Raw genomic sequence first — 21,482 nt, 5'->3', positions numbered from 1 at the left:
TGGAAAATAGAATTTCTTGTAATTTTACAAAACGACAAAAAACATGCTCAAAATTCCATGTATTATCCAGATTTTACAGTCATTGTCTCACTGTGATATCTGTACTTTATCTTGACTGTTGTGTCATCTGATGCATGTGCTTGTTGTACAAAGCCGTCATCGGATTCCAATGTTACATTCCATTGTCCAACAATTGGATCAATTGATGTAATTGAGAATCTTTCTAGTGAATTGTCAGCTCCTGAATATCTAACTCTGAGTATTTGATCACCGTATGGTACACTTTCTAATCCACCGCGATTGTCCCTTGTACTATCATTTACAAGACATTCTTCTCCAGCACCAATGATACATTGTCCTGCAGGATCAGTTACAGTAAATCGTAATGTATCATCTGCATTTGATGCATATACCAATGCAGGATCTGCAAGTATTGTTCCGTCTCTTTGTATCACTTGTAGTTCTGGCATTTGTTCACCTGTAACTGTGATAGTCTTTGGATGTGTTGCAAGTACAGAGGATGCAGTTGCAAATGTGTTATCGTACAATTCAACCATTCCTTGTACCTCATAGTCTATGTAACCATCTGCTTGTGGGACATTCCAGTTGAAGATTACATGTGTCTGTCCAGTTCCAAACAATTGTGATTGTTTTGATACAACCTTACCATCAACTAATAGTGATACGATTCCGTATGATGGTACATCGTCATTGAATATGTAGAATTCTGGTTTGACTATAGTACCTGATGCTTTGATTGTTGGCATGTCTACTTCAACACGTACTGTAGATGATTCAGTTGGTTTTACACCAATGTTGTAATGTATTGATTCTGATTGTGAGTCATCCTCATCTGTAATGTGCATCCAGTATGTCATTCCGGGTTCTGCCATTAGATATGATGGAATTGTTCCTGATACGACGTAAGTTGAGTTAGATACTAGCAATGGTGTTACATCCATCTTGATTGCAACATACTGGTCAACTGTCTGGCCCATGGAGATTGTTCTAATCTCTACACGTTGTGGTTGTACAACACTATCAATGATTGCTGAAACTGACATGTCTTGTCCATCGATGTATAGGAATTCAGATTCTTTCACATCATATGTGGTTCCATTTTCAATGGATAGTTTAGTGTCAAAGATTCTTGGAGCATCCTCAGGTGTTTCTGGTAATGGTACATCTGGAAGTGGAACAATTACTGTTGTACCTTCACAGGATAATAGTTTGACAGATGCTTGTACTGTGTTTGTTGTAGATCCTTTCTCTTCAGTTGCCACAATCATCAAGAATGATTCATCTGATGATATTGGAATCTCATAGACGTATCTATCCAAAGATGAGAATTCATTGAGTTTTGCATATGGTTGAACCTCAGATAGTGTTGCAATTACAACTCCGGACTTTGCAGTAGATACCCTAACAGTTGGTGGGGCATCTGCATCACTTGATACTATTATCTTTGCCATGTTGTCGACACATTTGTCATAGTAAATCTCGTTGATTGCAAGTGGGGTTGAAAGGAAGCCACCAAAGCCACCACTATATCCAGTACTGACACCGGTTCTGCCACCACCATTATTTCCACTTCCACCATCAGAGGAGCCAGAACTAGATGATGCAGATCTTCTGGATGAAACTGATTTCTTGGAATAATGATCTGACTCTATTTCAACCTCACAGAATCCTGAATTGTCAGTAGATGGAACATTGGATAGTACTCTATCAATTCCTGCAGACCATGTTTCACCAACTAGTGTGTGTACTTGAACATCTGCACAGCCGTTCTCAAGTGTGATAATATTAGAATCAGTGGGGATTGGAACAAGTACTGTAAGTTTTGGATCTGATTCATAGTTGTTTGCATCACCCCAGTTGAAACCAAGCGTGTCCTCTTCATGGCGATATTTTACATCGATGAATAATTCCAATTCATTTGTGATTCCACTGCTTGCAAGTGTAGGAGTGTTGATTAAATCATCATCGACTTCAATTACAATCCAGTCATTGCTAAATGTTCCAGTGGATGATGCAGTTGATTTTGATGTGATATCAAGTTTTGATACACCTCCAAATGATGGAATAAGAGAAGACTCGATAGGAACAATCATTCTCTGTCCAGGGGTTACTTTATCATATAGCGGAGTGGCAATCACCTGTCTTGTTGTAGATTCCTTTGTGACCATTGCTGGCAACATAACGGTAAGATCCTTATCTTTTGCCATGTTATATTTTGGCATTCCAAATGATTGTTGAAGGGATTTACCGGTAGAACCCGTAGTTGTATCCTTTACAAACTTGATGTTAGACTGTTTAGTTGTTGCAGAAGTAATTCCTGAAGTGTTGTTCTTTCCAACACCAACTATTTCAGGTAAACCATCTGTTGTAGTAATTGAAGATTCTGTTTGGTTGACAAGTTTAGCATTGGCATTGGATAGTGTTGTTGAATGTGTTGCATTGAGTATTGGAGCAGTTGTGACAATTAATGGATCCAAATTGATCACAACTGCTGCTTGTGAAATTAAGGTGAATGTGACTAATGGTGTTGCATCTGCATTCCAGATAGAAACAGATGTAGCATTAACTGTAACATTGAAAGTTGCAGGAACAGTAGTCATTTCAACATCATAATCGCCAAATCTAGCGTTGCTAACTGCTATAATTCCTGCAGTTGCATCAGAGTCATTGCCATCACCATCTGTAATAGATAATGTTCCTGTACCAGTAAATGGACTTGGTGAAATAAGGTATACTGCACCACTTTGTAATGTAGTTGCATCAGATCTTGCTTCAATACTAAATTCACCTCTAAAAGCAATAGAGTCAGTTACTGAGATGTTATCAGATAGAATGATAGTTTGTTGTGAAGTTGTATCAATAGCGTCAGTTACTGAGATGTTATCAGATAGAGATTGAGTCTTTGATGCTTCAGTGTTGATTGCGTCAGTTACTGAGATGTTATCAGATAAGGTCTTGATGAAGAATTTACTGTTTACAATAGCGTCAGTTACTGAGATAGTATCAGATAGAGATTGTGTGATGGATGCTTCAGTGTTGATTGCGTCAGTTACTGAGATGTTATCAGATAGAATGATAGTTTGTTGTGAAGTTGTATCAATAGCGTCAGTTACTGAGATGTTATCAGATAGAGATTGAGTCTTTGATGCTTCAGTGTTGATTGCGTCAGTTACTGAGATGTTATCAGATAAGGTCTTGATGAAGAATTTACTGTTTACAATAGCGTCAGTTACTGAGATAGTATCAGATAGAGATTGTGTGATGGATGCTTCAGTGTTGATTGCGTCAGTTACTGAGATGTTATCAGATAGAATGATAGTTTGTTGTGAAGTTGTATCAATAGCGTCAGTTACTGAGATGTTATCAGATAGAGATTGAGTCTTTGATGCTTCAGTGTTGATTGCGTCAGTTACTGAGATGTTATCAGATAAGGTCTTGATGAAGAATTTACTGTTTACAATAGCGTCAGTTACTGAGATAGTATCAGATAGAGATTGTGTGATGGATGCTTCAGTGTTGATTGCGTCAGTTACTGAGATGTTATCATTGAGGGTTTGAGTGATGACTGCAGATGAGATCAAGTTGTCAGTTACTGAGATAGTATCAGATAGAGATTGTGTGATGGATGCTTCAGTGTTGATTGCGTCAGTTACTGAGATGTTATCGTTGAGGGTTTGAGTGAGAGATTTGGTGGTAACTAGGTTGTCAGTTACTGAGATGTTATCAGATAGAGATTGTGTGATGGATGCTTCAGTGTTGATTGCGTCAGTTACTGAGATGTTATCGTTGAGGGTTTGAGTGATGACTGCAGATGAGATCAAGTTGTCAGTTACTGAGATGTTATCAGATAGAGATTGTGTGATAGATTTGGTGGTAACTAGGTTGTCAGTTACTGAGATAGTATCGTTGAGGGTTTGAGTGATAGATTTGGTGGTAACTAGGTTGTCAGTTACTGAGATAGAATCAGATAGAGATTGTGTGATGACTTTGGTGCTAACTAGGTTGTCAGTTACTGAGATGTTATCGTTGAGGGTTTGAGTGATGACTGCAGATGAGATCAAGTTGTCAGTTACTGAGATGTTATCAGATAGAGATTGTGTGATGGATGCTTCAGTGTTGATTGCGTCAGTTACTGAGATGTTATCGTTGAGGGTTTGAGTGATGGATGCTTCAGTGTTGATTGCGTCAGTTACTGAGATGTTATCAGATAGAGATTGTGTGATGGATGCTTCAGTGTTGATTGCGTCAGTTACTGAGATGTTATCGTTGAGGGTTTGAGTGATGACTGCAGATGAGATCAAGTTGTCAGTTACTGAGATGTTATCAGATAGAGATTGTGTGATGGATGCTTCAGTGTTGATTGCGTCAGTTACTGAGATGTTATCGTTGAGGGTTTGAGTGAGAGATTTGGTGGTAACTAGGTTGTCAGTTACTGAGATGTTATCAGATAGAGATTGTGTGATGGATGCTTCAGTGTTGATTGCGTCAGTTACTGAGATGTTATCGTTGAGGGTTTGAGTGATGACTGCAGATGAGATCAAGTTGTCAGTTACTGAGATGTTATCAGATAGAGATTGTGTGATAGATTTGGTGGTAACTAGGTTGTCAGTTACTGAGATAGTATCGTTGAGGGTTTGAGTGATAGATTTGGTGGTAACTAGGTTGTCAGTTACTGAGATAGAATCAGATAGAGATTGTGTGATGACTTTGGTGCTAACTAGGTTGTCAGTTACTGAGATGTTATCGTTGAGGGTTTGAGTGATGACTGCAGATGAGATCAAGTTGTCAGTTACTGAGATGTTATCAGATAGAGATTGTGTGATGGATGCTTCAGTGTTGATTGCGTCAGTTACTGAGATGTTATCGTTGAGGGTTTGAGTGATGGATGCTTCAGTGTTGATTGCGTCAGTTACTGAGATGTTATCAGATAGAGATTGTGTGATGGATGCTTCAGTGTTGATTGCGTCAGTTACTGAGATGTTATCATTGAGGGTTTGAGTGATGACTGCAGATGAGATCAAGTTGTCAGTTACTGAGATAGTATCAGATAGAGATTGTGTGATGGATGCTTCAGTGTTGATTGCGTCAGTTACTGAGATGTTATCGTTGAGGGTTTGAGTGATGACTGCAGATGAGATCAAGTTGTCAGTTACTGAGATGTTATCAGATAGAGATTGTGTGATGGATGCTTCAGTGTTGATTGCGTCAGTTACTGAGATGTTATCGTTGAGGGTTTGAGTGATGACTGCAGATGAGATCAAGTTGTCAGTTACTGAGATGTTATCAGATAGAGATTGTGTGATGGATGCTTCAGTGTTGATTGCGTCAGTTACTGAGATAGTATCAGATAGAGATTGTGTGATGACTTTGGTGCTAACTAGGTTGTCAGTTACTGAGATAGTATCAGATAGAGATTGTGTGATGACTTTGGTGCTAACTAGGTTGTCAGTTACTGAGATGTTATCGTTGAGGGTTTGAGTGATGACTGCAGATGAGATCAAGTTGTCAGTTACTGAGATGTTATCAGATAGAGATTGTGTGATGGATGCTTCAGTGTTGATTGCGTCAGTTACTGAGATAGCATCAGAAAGAGATTGTGTGATGACTTTGGTGCTAACTAGGTTGTCAGTTACTGAGATGTTATCAGATAGAGATTGTGTGATGACTTTGGTGCTAACTAGGTTGTCAGTTACTGAGATGTTATCGTTGAGGGTTTGAGTGATGACTGCAGATGAGATCAAGTTGTCAGTTACTGAGATGTTATCAGATAGAGATTGTGTGATGGATGCTTCAGTGTTGATTGCGTCAGTTACTGAGATAGCATCAGAAAGAGATTGTGTGATGACTTTGGTGCTAACTAGGTTGTCAGTTACTGAGATGTTATCAGATAGAGATTGTGTGATGACTTTGGTGCTAACTAGGTTGTCAGTTACTGAGATGTTATCGTTGAGGGTTTGAGTGATGACTGCAGATGAGATCAAGTTGTCAGTTACTGAGATGTTATCAGATAGAGATTGTGTGATGGATGCTTCAGTGTTGATTGCGTCAGTTACTGAGATAGCATCAGAAAGAGATTGTGTGATGACTTTGGTGCTAACTAGGTTGTCAGTTACTGAGATGTTATCAGATAGAGATTGTGTGATGACTTTGGTGCTAACTAGGTTGTCAGTTACTGAGATGTTATCATTGAGGGTTTGAGTGATGACTGCAGATGAGATCAAGTTGTCAGTTACTGAGATAGTATCAGATAGAGATTGTGTGATGGATGCTTCAGTGTTGATTGCGTCAGTTACTGAGATAGTATCAGATAGAGATTGTGTGATGGATGCTTCAGTGTTGATTGCGTCAGTTACTGAGATAGAATCAGAAAGGGTTTGAACAATTACTTTGGAAGTAACTAGGTTGTCAGTTACTGAGATAGAATCAGATAGAGATTGTGTGATGGATGCTTCAGTACTAGTGTCATCGACAACTTGTATAGAGTCATTTAAGGATAAATTGAATAATGCTTCAGTAGCAATATTTTCAACAAGAATAATTGAATCATCAAGTGATTTTACAAGTATTTTTCTGATAGAGTCAGAGATAGAAATTGCATCAGTAAAAGAGGTAGAAAATACTTTAGCAATATCATCTGTAATGTTGATAGAGTCTGATTTTTCAATATTGACAGATTTTATTATTGAATCAAATACATCAATTGTCTCTGACACTTGTTTGATGAGTATCTTTCTGATAGAATCAGAAATTGCAAGTGAATCAGATTTTTCAATAGTTAGAACTTTAGCAATAGTATCCAAAACATTGATAGAGTCTGATTTTTCAATATTGACAGATTTTATTATTGAATCAAATACATCAATTGTCTCTGACACTTCTTTTGTAACTATTTTATCAATAGAATCAGTAACTTGAAGTGAATCAGATTTTTCTAAAGTAACGATTTTTACTATAGAATCAGACAAATTAGTAATATCTAATTTTTCTAAATTGACTATCTTTTGTGGAATAAAGTCAGAAAGATCTATAGAATCACTCTTTTGAATTATTACTCTTCTATTTTGAACAGTTGTGACTTCAATTGAATCAGTCAAGTAGATTCTCTGGAAGATCCAATGTCCGAACATATCCTCAGGAGATGCAACTTGAATATAGCTAGCATACAAAAAGTGATTGGATGCCATAGTTAGTCTAATGCCAGAATATTGTGCTGCTACAGTAGTTAATTGTTCAGGAGTACTCCATGTGTCACCAGCTTGATCATATTCGGCCTTCCATAGATGAGTTGAAGTGTCAGAAGATCCTTGAAGCCAGGCAGCATAAATCGTATCTGTATCAAGATCAATACCCAAAGACAAATCAGTTTTATCACCTGATGAACCTTCTTGAATGTCTGTTAATTGTGTCCAACCTCCAATATTATCAGAGGCAGCTTCGCCAGTAGTAATTGTACCATCATGACTCCAAAATCTCATGTCACTTCCTGAATTTAGAGGATTATCAATACAATAAAACCAAATTTCGTTGGTGTTTGGATTAACAATTCCACCATTATGATGTCTGTAAGTACCAGTATCATCACAATCAGCGCCACCACTATTACCACCAGGAAGCTGTGTCCAAGTTCCAGACCAAGCACCATCATCCCAAATTTGTTCTTCAACATTATTTGCATTTCCATGATCATGACGAATAATCATTATTTCTTCACCATCTCCTCCAGTTAGTGGAAGTAATGTTACAGAATCATTTCCGTTTTCACTATCATTCCATGGTTCTGTACTAGTTCCAGCAGTAGCCCAATTATCTTCATTCATACAATCATCATTTACAGAATCACATTGCATTACATTAGTTACACCTGTTGCAGGAACTGTAGCATCAACAGTTGCTACATAGATTATTCCATTTGATGAAACAGTGATAGATGCATCATTAGCATTTCCTAAACCTCCAAAACATGCAGAGGTACAATCAATGCCGGAAGCTCCGGCAGTATTTGTTGGAGTATAATCAGCATCAGGAGCATGTGGATCAAACTCTATGTATTCTAGAGTCTCAGCAGAGCCCATTTCTAAAAGTACAATGTGAATGATTTCATTTGTACGACCAGGAGTCCATGGTTCATACCAAACTTCAATTTTATTATGTGTACCACCACCTACATCAAGTCTGACTTCAGATTCCCATGTTTGTCCTCTATCCTCAGAGATTCTATAAAATGCATCGTCACTGTCATCAGCATAAAATGAATAAACATGTGTAGAATTGATTACAACATTACCCATACCAGTATTAGAATGTCTATCTTCTTCAGCAGCAATGTTAGTTTCAATAGTAAATGGATCTATTGCGACATACCAGTTTCTTCCTTCGATAAATAGTGGAACTCCATCTTGTTCAATCTCAATTTTTCCAAGTGCATAGAGTTGTGGTGATATCAATGGAACTGAATACTCATAACCAAAGTTTCCTGTTTCACCTTCATTATTAGGAATAATCACCCATGAAATTACTTTTTTATCACCTATAATTTCAACAGTACCTTCAGTTTCAATTTCGAAAAATGATGGAACATATTCTCTAATTGTAAGAGGGTTATTTCCTACATAAGAAATAATTTCTAAATCAACTTCAATTTCATTTGATTTAAAGAAAGGATCAATTACACTATCAGTTGAACGTAAAATGTCATAATCAAAGTTGTTTTGAACTAAAAAGTATGTAGAAAAATCAACTAATCCATTTTCTGTTTCAGCTTCAATATCAATTGTATAATTACCAACAGTTGTTGCAGTTTCATAATTTGAATAGTATAAACCACATTTACCTGGACTAATTCCATCATCAGAAGTTAGTGTAGTAATTGATTCATTTGGATCAGTAATTTTCATTGTAATTGGTGCATCACAAACAGGTACACCGGTTCCATTAAGAACTACAATTTCAACTACTACATCTTCTTCATAAATTGGATAAATAGAACGTTCAGTATTTACAGATACTAATCCCCATGAAAATTCATTTTCAGATACAAATTCTTGTCCATCAACAATCAATGTTGTCTTCATTGTATATGAACCTGGTTTCATCATATCAGTAGCTAATAATTTTATATCATAGAGACCTGCTCTTGATTTTGTAATTTCAGAGTCTATTGATGTAAGATTTCCATTTGCATTGTAAAACTCTGTTTTAATTTCAATTTGTAATCCTTTCCATGTTTGTTTTTGTGTTGCATTAACTGCAATGTCACTAAATTGATTTACAATTGCTAAGGAATTTCTAGTTTGTCAGATTGAGATTTTTTCTCAGATTTTTGCATTTGTTTTGCAATCTTTTTGATTTCTTTGAGTTCTTTCTTTAGATCTTTCTTTATTTCTTTAAGTTCTTTCTTTAGCTCTTTCTTTAGTTGTTTGTTCTCTTTGAGTTCCTTTTTGTTTTCTTTATTATCTTCATTATCTAATTTTGAATTCTTTTTGATCTGCAATCTTTGATTTGATATCAGAAATTTTTGATTTTGCAGTGGCAAGATCATAATCTATTTTTTCATCAGAACTCATCTTTTTGGCATCTGCAAATTGTACCAATTTCAAACCAAACAACATTCCAACAAAATTAGAAATTGGATTAGTAGAGTTGGTGTCGACTGGAGCGATCTCGACTGTAGTAGAGTTGGTGTCGACTGGAGCGATCTCGACTGTAGTAGAGTTGGTGTCGACTGGAGCGATCTCGACTGTAGTAGAGTTGGTGTCGACTGGAGCGATCTCGACTGTAGTAGAGTTGGTATCGACTGGAGCGATCTCGACTGATGAAATTAGAGTCTCACCAGTCAAAACTGAGGCTGTGTATTCTAATTCTGCTAATTCCACTAGTAATGCATCATTTTCATCGTAGAATTCAAACTCAAAGATGGCATCCTGGTTAATCATGAAATTTGTGCCTGAGCCTGAAATTACTGGGGAAACTAGCAAATCCTCACCTAGAATGCTAGGCATAATTGCTTCTTGCTGAGTAATTAATAGAATTTTATCAGAGATTGAGGCTGAATCTGCCATATATGCAGTATTTCCTAGAATAGTTGTGACTCCAGGCTCACTGGAATAGTAGGTACCATTTGAGATTACGACTATTTTATCAGAGATTGAGGCTGAGTCAACCATTTGAGATATTTTTAGGCTCACTGGAATAGTAGGTACCATTTGAGATTACGACTATTTTATCAGAGATTGAGGCTGAGTCGGATAAAATTTGCTTATACTGAGTAGAATTAGTCTGGATTGCAATGATTTCCTTGAGAATAGCATCTAAATCTAATTCATCTCCAGGCATGGAGTTGTAATAATCATGATTTTCTGCGTAGATTGATGAGATTTGTTCTTCATTTAGTTGCTCATCATATAACGAAATGTTGTCAATTTGGCCTGCAAACTCGTTTGAGACTGTACCATTGCCTTTGCTTGAATACAAATATCCACCAATTAAGATATCAGAATCAGAAGAAATGGTCTCAATAGAGGCAGTAGTTAGTGAACCATTTACAAGAGTAACCTGCCCAGGTAGAGTTTGAGATGCGGATAATTTACCATTAACGTATATCTGAATTTGGGTTCCATTGAATGTGGCAGCAAGGTGAGTCCAGTTTTCGCCTATTTGCTCTGATGATTCAACAGAACTCCAAGAAATTCCATCAAAGATAGAGAATTTGGCAATTTGTTCAGGCGTGATGATGTTGTTAATTGATAGTGCAAATTGATTTTCTTTACTGATTACTGTGAATTCTTGTGATCCCTGTGAATAATCAGGATTTACCCAGCCTGAAATAGTTAGTTCTGATACAACATCAGTTACGGTTGAGTTTGAGAACTGGATATAATCATCATTGCCATTGAGGCTAACAGATGTTTGATTAGAATTTGTTTCATCAGTTAGTAGTGTAATATCGGCCTCAGGAAGATTATTTGTGACAAATAGGCTGATAGAATCAGATAATGAGGCTGAATCAGTATGTACAGGCTCATTAATGATGGAAATTATTTCAGCAGGAACACTTTCAGGCTCAACTAGAGTTCCATTTGTGAAAAATACAATTGAATCACTGATAGAAAATGTTGAAAGAGAATCTTTTGTGAAATCAAATGCGGATTTTGTTCCATTTGTGAAAAATAGAATAGAATCACTGATAGAGGCTGAATCAGTATGTACAGGCTCATAATTTTCTGCAATGTTGGTTCGAATTACAATGTAATCACCAATGAAAAAGGAATCAGTTGGAATAGATTCTATGTTAATTGAACTAACAGGCTCAGTTGATTCAGTTGTAGATTCAGTTGTAGATGGAGCTGTCATGTTAATGAATTGGAATGATGTAGTGTTTGTTGATTCAATAAAACTATCTTGAATTGTTTCAGAAATTATATCATCAACAGATTCTGTAACATTTTGCATTGACAATAATTCATTATTTGTAGAATTTGTTTCAGCAAAAGCAAGTTGTGATCCCCAATAATTATCTGAAATAGAAAGTGGTATACTGACAGCTGAAAATAAAATTAAGAAAGCTAATGCAGATGATTGTGTTTGTCTAGAAATTTTTAATTTAAAATTATTTTTTTCATTGAAAATTAATACTACTCCAGCAAGAGGAGCCAACAACAAAAATGTTGTAGGATTGTTAGGATCAGAAACATCGGAGATAATTTCTAAAGTTTGGGATTGAATATTTCCAGTGAATTCAGAAATTGATAAAGTCGGATCTTGTAAATTATTATAAATATTAGATAGATCGACATCATCAAAGAAAATATTATGAGCTTTTTGTATTTCAAGATTTAATTTATCATTTGAAAAAATTTCAATTATATTTGATGAAATATTGTCATGTGGGATTAAAATAGAATTATCAAGAAAATCAATTAACTTTGAATCAAATTTAAATTTCTCTGAATTGTAAATTCTTTCTTTTGTTGTTTGTTTATCTGATTGATGTTTAACATTAATGATTGTTGGATAATCATAATCATTTGAATCAACTGAAATATTTTCAGAAAGTTTTATGACTCCAATTTTTTCAGCTGGGGAATTTAATTTATCATAATTTTGTTTGTTTTGTGCAACACTAATTGATTCTTGTAATTTTAAAACATGTTGAATTTGAATTTCGTTATTTTCAAAATTTTCTAAAACATTGTTTTGGTTTTCTAATGAAAACTCTTGGTTAGTTTCTATTGCAAAAGATGAAGGAAAAGAAAATGTGATACCAATAATTACAAAAAACAACAAAAATTTGCAATATCGATTTTTTTCTGTCATGTAAAAAATGAGGGTTGAAACGATAAGAGGGGAAAGGAAATACGACTAAGATCAAGATTCCACGATGGAAATTACCATGGATCATAGATCCAAAGTGGCAATTAGAAAAAACTGTAATTTTGAAGAAAATTTTCTAAAAAATTATTAAAAAATTAATCCCAGGTTTTTTCTTTGAAAGTTAATTTTTTGTTTAAAATAAAATTTCCAAAAGCTGCAGATAAAACTCCAATAAACAATGCAACTGGAAAACTAATTTCGTATTGATCAATTAATGAAAAGACTATTCCTAATTGTAACAATGCACCAAGTGAACTAAATCCAATAAACTTTAAGAATTGCACAATAATTTTTTTAGGTTTTAAGCTTCTATCTTCAAAAGTCCAAAACTTGTTTAGGAAAAAATTTGTTGTCATAGAAGCTGCAATACCATAAATATTTGCATGAACAAACCAAAGTTCGGGAATATTTCCTGCAAGTAATAGTGATACTAAATAATTTACAACAAATCCAGATAATCCAACGGTGTAAAAACGAGCAGCCTTGGAAATAAAACGAATTGATTTTCTTGGTTCTTGACTTTCAATTGTTTTTCCATAACGATATAATTTAAAGACAGATTTACCATAATTAAAAATTACATCAAGTCCTAATTTACTTGAACCAAATTTTCTGTTAGTGAATGTATATGGAACTTCAGTTATTTTAGCTCCTTTAGTTTTTACTAATATCTCTAACAAAAGTTTGTAACCAATGCCATCGAATTTTAAATCATGTAATAGATTTTTTTTAAACAAGAAAAATCCAGACATTGGATCTTTGGCAGATACATTCAAACTAGATTTAGCAATTTTTGTTGCAAGTTTACTCATTAGTTTTCTTTTTAGAGTCCATTGTTCTATGGAACCTCCTTTTGCATATCTTGATGCAATTACAATATCACTATGATATTTTTTTAAAGATTCTAACATTTTTGGAATAATTTGTGGTGGATGAGAGAAATCACTATCCATTACAACAATTATTTCACCAGTTGCATGTTGAATTCCTTTTAGAATTGCAGATGCTAATCCACTTTTTGTTGTTCTATGAATGATATCAATAGTGTTATTAGCAATTTTTTTAAAATTTAGATAGTCGTCTACAATTTTTCCAGTTCCGTCTGGGGAATTATCATCTACTACAATTGTTTCTGCCTTGAAATTTTTTGGTAAGTGCTCTTCAATTGATTTTAAAATTTGGATAATATTTTGTGATTCATTATAAGTTGGCAGAATGATTGAAACTTTTTTCTTATTTTCAATTAAATTAGTTTCAGAATACATTTTATCTCACAAAAATTCAATGAATATTAATTCTTAAGCGTCCATAATTCAGTTTTTTTGACAGAATAATCACAGATAGAAACATTATTGTAAAAACTACAAAGGGCAAAGGGAATTCTGGAAGAGATTTATCTATAGAAATAATTTCTCCCCATAAATTAGGTGGAGGAATTTTAATTGAGTTTGTTTTGTTAATTACTTCAGGCCAACTATATGATTGACCGTTACTTGCATCAAAAGTCTCTAAATAAAATCCATAAACATTATTTCGTCCAAAAATTTCGATTGGAATTTTGAATTCGTAAGTTGTGTGCGGAATTTTTGAATATCGATCATTTCCATCAGACATTGTACCTATCGCAAGTAAATCATCATGATTAATAATTTTGTTATAGTAGCTTGTAAATGGGAATGGAGATCCTCCCTGTAAAGTAAAAACAGATTTTCCCTCTAGAATTGCAATAAAACAATAATCGTCTTCATTAGGAACTACAGATTTATCATTTATAGTATCAAAACAAATCATCGCCTTGTCAGATCCTTTGTTATACGTTGTATCTGATAACTGATTAATCATAACATAAATGAAGTCACCTTGATGTGCCATTCGAATTTTATTTACTCCAAATGTTTCTAAACTAGACGCCTTCCATTCAGAACCAAATGTCCATTTACCATCAAATTCTACTTGCTCCATTGTATCTGAAAAGGTAATTAGAATTTCATTTGGTTCAGCAAAGGAAGTTGGAAAATTCAATAGGACCAATAGTGAAATAAAAAATACTAATTTATTCATACGAATTAGAAATTCATACAATTATTTAATTAATGCATTGTTGTAAATAGAACATCTTGAAGTATTTGATAATTTTACTTGCATCTATAATGATTCTTCCAATTTCATATTTAGAAATATCAGCAAGTAATGAAGATGATATTATATCTCTTGAACAAAAGATACTTGAAAAAATAAATGAAGAAAAATTTGATGAGGCATTAATTTATGTTAATCAAATTTTAGAAATAGATCCAGAAAATGTTAATGCGCTCAATAACAAAGGAGGTATTTTTATTGAATTAGAATTATATGAAAATGCGCTCAATAATTTTGACAGTGTATTATTGCTTGATGAAAATAATACTAAAGCATTAAACAATAAAGGGATAGCTCTAATTAAACAACAAAAAATTGTAGAGTCATTTGAAGCATTTTACAAATCACTTACAATAGATCCAACAAATGATATTGCATTTCAAAATACCAAAAAAATTGTAAGAAATATGAGTTGGATTGATGAATCAGAAAACGGTTATGCCATTATTATCATCAGAGATAGTAATGGAAACTTGGTTGATTATAAAAAAGGAGACACAATTAAGGTGCATTTACCGTTAGGATACACTTTGCTAAGAGATTTTGGTGAATTAGATGTTATTGATTATGATGGTGAAAAACGTATTGTAGGTAAATATGGTGACAGTGTTGTTATGAAACGAAATCAATTCAATGGTGTCTTCTATGCAGAAATGCAGTTTGGTGATAATGTATTACCAGTTATAGAAGTTGAATTAAACGGTTGGATTGCTAAAAATGGTGATAATGTAACTTATGAGATAGCTATTCTTCTTCCAGGTCAATAAGATTTCCTTTTTGTGAATTACCAATTTCTATTTTAATGATTTGACTTTTTCCAGCAGGTAATGCACGCACAAATTCATCAATGTTTATTTTTCTTGTAATGTCTTCAAACATTTTTAAAAATTCTAATCTAATTTTTTTAGCAGCTTCTGCCATCTCTAACCCATGTGGTTCAATAATTGCATAACAAAGAGAATTTTTTTTGATTGGTTCAGGAGGACCGCAAGTTAATACATAATCATCATCTATAGGCATAATTCCTACAGCTAATCGGAGTGTTTCTGATTTGATAAAATTTCTTTGTCCTTCAATAGTAAAGGAACCTTTTGGAAGGAATTCTCCACTTGGTGCTGATTTTTTCACTTGATCTGGATGAACCCAATATGCACTTACACCATACAATCCTTCTCTCCATGCTCTACTAAAACAAACAGTTGCATGTGCAATTTCACTCATACTAGAATCAGGTGCTGTTTCAGCATCTTTTAAAATAAAAAATGGAGAACCAAAAATATCACCATGAAAAACTTTGTCATTTTTATCTAAATGTTTTCTAATTACTGCAGAATTTGATGCAGCATCCCTTCCACCTATGGTAAGATATCCATCAGTTGTAAAGAACCATCTGTACCTTTCATACCAATTCTTTTTTCTAATTTCTGAAACTACTATCAAATCTTTTTCAGCATCTGTTTTACTCTGGAATTTTTCTAACTTTTTCTCTGTCTTCTCTTTAATTGCTTGAATTGAAGTTATTGCACCTGATTGTTTTTTTGCTTCATTGAATAATACGGATGCAATTGATTGTAAGGGAGATTGAGTGTTAATCTTAATTTTTTCATCTTGAACAACAATTAATGGAATTCCTTTTTCACTGATTAATTTTGCATTATTAGATGCCAATATTTCTTGAGCAGAAGTATCCTCAATTGAAAAAATCCCCTTTGATACCATTTCAAAAAGTGAATTTGCAACGGTTGTGATATTTTTTGATCTCTCTTTTACAGTTTCAATAGCTTTTTCTTGTTCTGAAATTTGTGTTTGTAGTTCCTTAATTTTTTTATCAGAACCAGTTGATTGTACTAATTTTCCTTTTTTGATAATATTTTCAGTAAATACTGTATCTAATCCCTCAATGAAACTATTTGCAGGTGTTACTTCTCCTTCTAACTTTCCTAATTTAACAGGTAGAACTTCTATTTTTTCATTTCTAACAATAACAGCATCATGATTTCCTGATACAACATCTGAAACTATTTTCTTTACCGTCTCAAAAATTTTCCTTCTTTCATCTTCATTTAGTAAATTTCCAATTTTTTTACCATCAACTTCTGCAATTTCAAAAACTGCTTCAACATATTTTTTTGGCAAACCTAATGTTCTACCAAACCATTTTGCAGCAACTAAATCTGTAATTTTTAATTCATCAAAATCAGATTCTTTAATATTAAAAATGTCAAGACCTCCACTTGGTGGTTGAACATATTCTAATCCAACACTTAGTTTTCTATGTCTGACATCTATTGAATGCTGTAACGCTAAAATTTTCATTTCATTATTGCAGAGTAAAATGTTACCATCTCCAAAAAATTCCCCAACTAAAACAAACTCTTTTCCAAATCCCTCAAATGTAAAATATGCAATTCTTTCTGCCCCGATTTGTTCAATTTTCTTTAATTTTAAACGAAGAAGATCACTTCGTAATCTTTTGAGTAATCTGTTTGGTTCCATTTGATCTATTTTTACTGTAGTTAACCAAACACCAGAAGTTGATATCATCATGAAGAGATCACTTTTTTCTGTATGATGGAGTTTGAACAAAATGCTGTCTTTTGAAATTCCGTAAATGTTACTGACGTAGTATCCTTCAACTTGTTTTGAAATATTGTCTACTAAATATCGCAATTCAATCCCTGCTAAAGCCATAATCATCATGAATTTTGTCTAAAATTATACTCTTGCTTTGATATGCACAAACATTGGCCAAAGATATTAAACTTGGTCTGCTTGAGTCACGCTAGAAATTTACTTGGCAAAATTCAAAAAGAAAAAATCTGAACCTACAATTGATCCAAATGCTTCAAAAAAAGAATCTGTAGAGGATATTCCAGTTGAGGCTCCAGAAACTGAAAATACTGAACCTGTACCAGAAACGCCTTCAGGTGATCCGCCAGTAAGTGTTGCTGAGAAAAGTGAAAAAGATAGAAAATTAAATAAATTATTTTGGATGCGTGTAGCTTTAGCTGTAATTGCAGGAACTTCAGCTACTTTCATCTTTGAAGATATTGAAGGTGAAGATAGAAGGTGGGCATCAATTGGATTTATGATTGGAATTTTCTTTGCAACTGTAATAGTTGCAAAAGGAATGAAAATGCAATTACCTTCATCTGATAGAAAAAAAGTTGTTACACAAGCTATTGGTAGCTATGTTTTCCTCTACTTGTTTTCGTGGATTGTGAGTTATACATTAACCCATTTAGGAAGTGTTTCTAGTGGAATTAATATCTGATTTAAAAATAATAAAGTGGTTTTACTAAATGTGGAATTTTAAAACACTTGGGATACCTGATGAAGAATTTGAAAGAGCAGAAAAAGTTCCTATTACTAAAGAAGAAGTAAGAGTTGTTCAAATTAGCAAGGCTAGATTAAAACCAGGCCAAACTGTTTATGATATCGGATGTGGTAGTGGTTCTATTTCTATTGAAGCTGCATTACAAATAGAATCATCTGGTAAAGTTTTGGCAGTTGATTATGATATCAATGCTATTGAACTAACAAAAAAGAATATGCAAAAATTTGGTGTGTCTAATATTTCACTTATTCATGGAAATGCCAAAGAAAAAATTTTAGAGCTTGAGGAAGCAGATACTATTTTTATTGGTGGAACTGGTGGAGATACTAGAGATATAGTAGAACTAGCTGAGAATAAACTAAAATCCGGTGGAAGAATTGTTATTGGAATAATATTGATTGAGACACTTTATTCTGTCTTACAAGTATTAGACAAATTACAGTTTGAATCTGTCGATATCACCCAAGTAACCATTTCTAAGAGTAGAAAGACTAGTACAGGTACCATGATGCTTGCAAGAAACCCTGTAACCATCATATCTGCAACTAAAGTCTAATCTAGATTTTTAATTAGGGAGAAAACCATACTTTTCATGCCTGGATTAATTGGAATAGGAGTAGGTCCAGGAGATGTTGATCTATTAACTGTCAAGGCTGTAAAGGCAATTCAGAATGCAGATATCATAATGTGTCCAGCATCCAAAGAGGATAGACCTAGCATTGCATTTGCTGTTGTTTCACCAATTATTGATAAATCAAAGAATCAAGAGATTGTAAAACTAATTTTTCCAATGACTAAAGATAAAGATGTTCTTGAAGATACATGGAAAAAAAATGCCAAAATAATGGCTGAAACAGTATTGACTGGAAAAAATGTTGTTTACCTTACAGTAGGTGATCCTTTCTTGTATAGTACTTGGATATACATGCACAAAGATCTAACAGAAAATTACCCTGACATGAACATTAGTGTAATTCCTGGAATTGTATCCATGTTTACATTTGCATCCAAAGTCGGAGTAAGTATTGCTGAAGGTGCAGAAAAAGTTGCTATCATTCCATCTTGTTATGATTTATCAAGTGTAAAAGAAATTGCAAAAAATTCAGAATCTATGATATTTCTTAAAGATGGAAGATATTTTGACAAGGTAATTGAAGTTTTAAAAGAATCTGGATTTCCCGATGATTCAATTTTTGCTATTGGACAAGATCTAGGAACAGAAAATGAAATTATTCGTAAAATGACTTTGGGTGAAGTAAATGATGAATCGTTAACTACAAAATACTTCTCAATCTTGGTGGTTAAACGTGTCTAACGTTTTTTTTGTTGGATGCGGTCCAGGTGATCCAGAACTAATTACTGTTAAAGCTAAAAAATTAATTCAGAAAGCAGATGTTGTAGTATATTCAGGTTCTTTAATTCCTGAACCAATTTTGAAGCTTTGTAAAAAAGGAAAGTTACATGATGCAGCTAAATTAGTTAGAGAAGAAATTTTTGATCTACTTTACAAAAATGCAAAAAAAGACAAACTTGTTGTGAGATTACATGACGGTGATCCTTCAATTTATGGTGCAATTAAAGAACAGATTGATAATCTTGAAAAAAAAGGAATCAAATCTACAGTTGTCCCTGGAGTTACTGCATTTTTAGCCTCAGCTGCAGCACTTGGAATGCAATTAACACTTCCTGGAGTTACACAAACAATTATTGTTACCAGGGCAGAATCAAGAACCAAAGTTCCTAAACGTGAAAAAATTTCAGAGCTTGCAAAACATAAAGCAACATTAATTTTTTATCTTAGTATTCAGTTGATTTCTAATTTAGTTACAGAAGCAATTGCAGGGGGTTACAAAAAATCTACACCAGTTGCAGTTGTGTATAGAGCTAGTTGGAAAGATCAAAAAATAATTAAAGGGACATTAGGTGATATTGCAAAAAAAATTAAAGAAGAAAAAATTACAAGAACTGCAATTGTAATAATTAGTGATGTAATTGATCCTGAAACATATGAATACTCTAAACTATATGACAAAAAATTTAGTCATGGTTATAGAAAAGCTAAGAAGACAAAGAATTAACTTTCTTTTTAATACCAATTTTATTTAATTTTGTTTGAAATTTCTTTATATCTCCCGTAACAAAAATTTTCAATGAATTTTTTTTAGATTGTTTATTTTTTATTTTTAGATAAATCTTTGTAGCAATTATATCAGCTGGATCAATGAAATTAATTTTTGGATATTGTTTTTTTAGTAATGATTTTAAAAATGGTAAATGTGTACTTGAAAGAGTTACCACATCTATATTATTTTGAGATAATCGGTGTTCAAGAACTTTTTTAATTATTTTATTACAATATTTTTTGTTTGAAATAAATTTTCCAGATTCTACTAGATCAACAAGTTCTGATCCATTAATTTTCAAAATATTAAATTTTTTTGAGAAGTTATTTTCTTTTATATATTGAGTTAAACCTTTACTGTTAATTGCACTCTTTGTTGCTAAAATTCCAATTTGTTTTGTTTTAGATTTTTTTTTAGCATCTTGCAATGGTGGTTTTACATCAAAAATTTTCTTTGTTGTTACATTTAACATTAGACTAGGCGTATTTGAGGCTACAACTATGAAATCTGGAAAGAATTTTTCTTCTATCAACATAATTGAGTTTTGGATTATTTTAGATAATTGAGCCTGAGATTTTTTTCCATATGGATAATTTTCCTGATCTGCAAAATAGATTATTTCTGACTTTGATATTTTTTGGATTGCTTTGATTATTGATAGTGAGCCTAGACCAGAATCAAAAACTACAATTTTAGTCACAAGGAATATGATAAAAACACAGGTATTGTTTGTTAGCTAAATTTTATCTAAAACTTATCTAAATTTACACCGTTGATTAAGACTAAATTCCTGAATTCTTCATCATGCCAAACTTCGATAGTACTTGGGCTCGACAGGAGACCCAAAGCGTAACTGGCAAACTACGTGATGCAGTAAAACCTCAAGGTGCATTAAAACCACGAATTCAACAAGCAGTAAACAAACTACAAGTCCAAATATCAAAAATGGACTCTATGTTAGGTAAACTGCACGAAAGAGATGCGCAACTCTTTCAGAGAGTCGTGACTGCAATGCAACAACATGATACTAGCACAAGTAGAGTTTTGTCCAACGAATTAGCTGAAATTCGTAAAGTTACAAAGATGCTCGGCAACGCAAGAATGTCATTAGAACAAGTCCAACTAAGACTGACAACTATTCATGATCTTGGTGATGCTATGGTAGCAATTGGACCAGCAATGTCTACAATGAAGGGATTGAAGTCATCGCTAGGAAGATTCATGCCAGAAGCTGATTCAGAATTGAATAGTATGACCCAGACACTTAATGGACTGATGATGGATTCACTTGCAGGAGACTCATTTAGTATGGAGTCTGATGTTTCAAGTGAAGAAACCGAAAAGATTCTTCAAGAAGCATCCGCAGTAGCTGAGCAACAGATAGGAGATAAATTCCCATCTGTACCATCTTCAACTGGACTTTCGTCACAATCCTCTACTTCTACTTTTGAGTAGACTGGTTAGGACGAACAGTTCATTCTTTTTGTTTAATT

The 21,482-nt window shown here is 33.6% G+C and carries 14 protein-coding genes; 6 read left to right on the top strand and 8 right to left on the bottom strand.

Annotated elements, in window-relative coordinates; translation table 11 throughout:
* Positions 1 to 62 precede the first annotated feature (62 nt).
* The 6 genes from C5F47_RS09855 to C5F47_RS00335 all read right to left on the bottom strand — a co-directional run bounded on the left by C5F47_RS09855 (position 63) and on the right by C5F47_RS00335 (position 14,451).
* Positions 63 to 9,092 carry a beta strand repeat-containing protein gene (locus C5F47_RS09855; protein WP_425489567.1) on the bottom strand — a complete coding sequence of 3,010 codons (9,030 nt, stop codon included), beginning with the start codon at positions 9,090 to 9,092 and terminating at the stop codon, positions 63 to 65.
* Between the two features lie 203 nt (positions 9,093 to 9,295).
* Positions 9,296 to 9,511 (bottom strand): hypothetical protein, encoded by a 216-nt coding sequence (locus tag C5F47_RS00355; protein ID WP_179360931.1) that lies wholly within the window; start codon positions 9,509 to 9,511, stop codon positions 9,296 to 9,298.
* Positions 9,480 to 10,223: a hypothetical protein gene (locus tag C5F47_RS00350; protein WP_179360930.1), complete on the bottom strand. Its 744-nt coding sequence runs from the start codon at positions 10,221 to 10,223 to the stop codon at positions 9,480 to 9,482. Before C5F47_RS00350 ends, C5F47_RS00355 begins: the two co-directional genes overlap by 32 nt.
* Entirely contained in the window at positions 10,177 to 12,333 is a 2,157-nt protein-coding gene (locus tag C5F47_RS00345) for a LamG domain-containing protein (protein ID WP_179360929.1), read from the bottom strand. The genes C5F47_RS00350 and C5F47_RS00345 overlap by 47 nt, the downstream gene beginning before the upstream one ends.
* A gap of 152 nt (positions 12,334 to 12,485) precedes the next feature.
* Positions 12,486 to 13,655 carry a glycosyltransferase gene (locus C5F47_RS00340; RefSeq protein ID WP_179360928.1) on the bottom strand — a complete coding sequence of 390 codons (1,170 nt, stop codon included), beginning with the start codon at positions 13,653 to 13,655 and terminating at the stop codon, positions 12,486 to 12,488.
* A gap of 16 nt (positions 13,656 to 13,671) precedes the next feature.
* Entirely contained in the window at positions 13,672 to 14,451 is a 780-nt protein-coding gene (locus C5F47_RS00335; RefSeq protein WP_179360927.1) for a hypothetical protein, read from the bottom strand.
* Between the two features lie 56 nt (positions 14,452 to 14,507).
* On the opposite strand from C5F47_RS00335, the gene C5F47_RS00330 reads away from it, so the two are divergent.
* Positions 14,508 to 15,296, top strand: a complete 789-nt coding sequence (locus C5F47_RS00330; RefSeq protein ID WP_179360925.1) for a tetratricopeptide repeat protein — start codon at positions 14,508 to 14,510, stop codon at positions 15,294 to 15,296.
* Here the strand turns inward: C5F47_RS00330 and rqcH are convergent.
* Positions 15,274 to 17,220 carry a ribosome rescue protein RqcH gene (rqcH, locus tag C5F47_RS00325; RefSeq protein ID WP_179360923.1) on the bottom strand — a complete coding sequence of 649 codons (1,947 nt, stop codon included), beginning with the start codon at positions 17,218 to 17,220 and terminating at the stop codon, positions 15,274 to 15,276. The two genes, C5F47_RS00330 and rqcH, sit on opposite strands and share 23 nt — an antisense overlap.
* 103 nt (positions 17,221 to 17,323) lie before the next feature.
* Between rqcH and C5F47_RS00320 the strand changes: the two genes are divergently transcribed.
* Genes C5F47_RS00320 through cobM form a run of 4 tightly spaced genes read left to right on the top strand, consistent with a single transcriptional unit; the run spans position 17,324 to position 19,944 of the window.
* A complete protein-coding gene (locus tag C5F47_RS00320) occupies positions 17,324 to 17,803 on the top strand; it encodes a hypothetical protein (RefSeq protein WP_179360921.1) in 480 nt (159 codons plus the stop codon).
* A 28-nt stretch (positions 17,804 to 17,831) separates the two neighbouring features.
* Complete coding sequence (gene cbiT, locus C5F47_RS00315; protein ID WP_179360920.1) at positions 17,832 to 18,422, top strand: precorrin-6Y C5,15-methyltransferase (decarboxylating) subunit CbiT; 591 nt, start codon at positions 17,832 to 17,834, stop codon at positions 18,420 to 18,422.
* Between the two features lie 36 nt (positions 18,423 to 18,458).
* A complete protein-coding gene (gene cobI, locus C5F47_RS00310) occupies positions 18,459 to 19,181 on the top strand; it encodes a precorrin-2 C(20)-methyltransferase (protein ID WP_179360918.1) in 723 nt (240 codons plus the stop codon).
* Positions 19,174 to 19,944, top strand: coding sequence for a precorrin-4 C(11)-methyltransferase (cobM, locus tag C5F47_RS00305; RefSeq protein ID WP_179360917.1), 771 nt, complete (start codon positions 19,174 to 19,176; stop codon positions 19,942 to 19,944). The genes cobI and cobM overlap by 8 nt, the downstream gene beginning before the upstream one ends.
* Here cobM and C5F47_RS00300 read toward each other — a convergent pair.
* A complete protein-coding gene (locus C5F47_RS00300; RefSeq protein WP_179360915.1) occupies positions 19,925 to 20,689 on the bottom strand; it encodes a glutamate racemase in 765 nt (254 codons plus the stop codon). The two genes, cobM and C5F47_RS00300, sit on opposite strands and share 20 nt — an antisense overlap.
* 104 nt (positions 20,690 to 20,793) lie before the next feature.
* Between C5F47_RS00300 and C5F47_RS00295 the strand changes: the two genes are divergently transcribed.
* The gene (locus C5F47_RS00295; RefSeq protein ID WP_014966136.1) at positions 20,794 to 21,444 is read left to right on the top strand and encodes a Snf7 family protein; all 651 of its coding nucleotides are present in this window, start codon (positions 20,794 to 20,796) and stop codon (positions 21,442 to 21,444) included.
* Positions 21,445 to 21,482: the final 38 nt, after the last annotated feature.

Origin of the sequence: Nitrosopumilus cobalaminigenes, from assembly GCF_013407145.1 — an archaeon.
Classification (GTDB): domain Archaea; phylum Thermoproteota; class Nitrososphaeria; order Nitrososphaerales; family Nitrosopumilaceae; genus Nitrosopumilus; species Nitrosopumilus cobalaminigenes.
This window is presented reverse-complemented; position numbering and strand designations above follow the sequence as displayed.

Bases quoted from the DNA above. Each gene is read 5' to 3' on its own strand.
- C5F47_RS00350 (WP_179360930.1), bottom strand. From the start codon at position 10,223: ATGGTACCTACTATTCCAGTGAGCCTAAAAATATCTCAAATGGTTGAC.
- C5F47_RS00295 (WP_014966136.1), top strand. From the start codon at position 20,794: ATGCCAAACTTCGATAGTACTTGGGCTCGACAGGAGACCCAAAGCGTA.
- C5F47_RS09855 (WP_425489567.1), bottom strand. From the start codon at position 9,092: ATGAAGACAACATTGATTGTTGATGGACAAGAATTTGTATCTGAAAAT.
- cobI (WP_179360918.1), top strand. From the start codon at position 18,459: ATGCCTGGATTAATTGGAATAGGAGTAGGTCCAGGAGATGTTGATCTA.
- cbiT (WP_179360920.1), top strand. From the start codon at position 17,832: ATGTGGAATTTTAAAACACTTGGGATACCTGATGAAGAATTTGAAAGA.
- C5F47_RS00340 (WP_179360928.1), bottom strand. From the start codon at position 13,655: ATGTATTCTGAAACTAATTTAATTGAAAATAAGAAAAAAGTTTCAATC.
- C5F47_RS00335 (WP_179360927.1), bottom strand. From the start codon at position 14,451: ATGAATAAATTAGTATTTTTTATTTCACTATTGGTCCTATTGAATTTT.
- rqcH (WP_179360923.1), bottom strand. From the start codon at position 17,220: ATGGCTTTAGCAGGGATTGAATTGCGATATTTAGTAGACAATATTTCA.
- C5F47_RS00345 (WP_179360929.1), bottom strand. From the start codon at position 12,333: ATGACAGAAAAAAATCGATATTGCAAATTTTTGTTGTTTTTTGTAATT.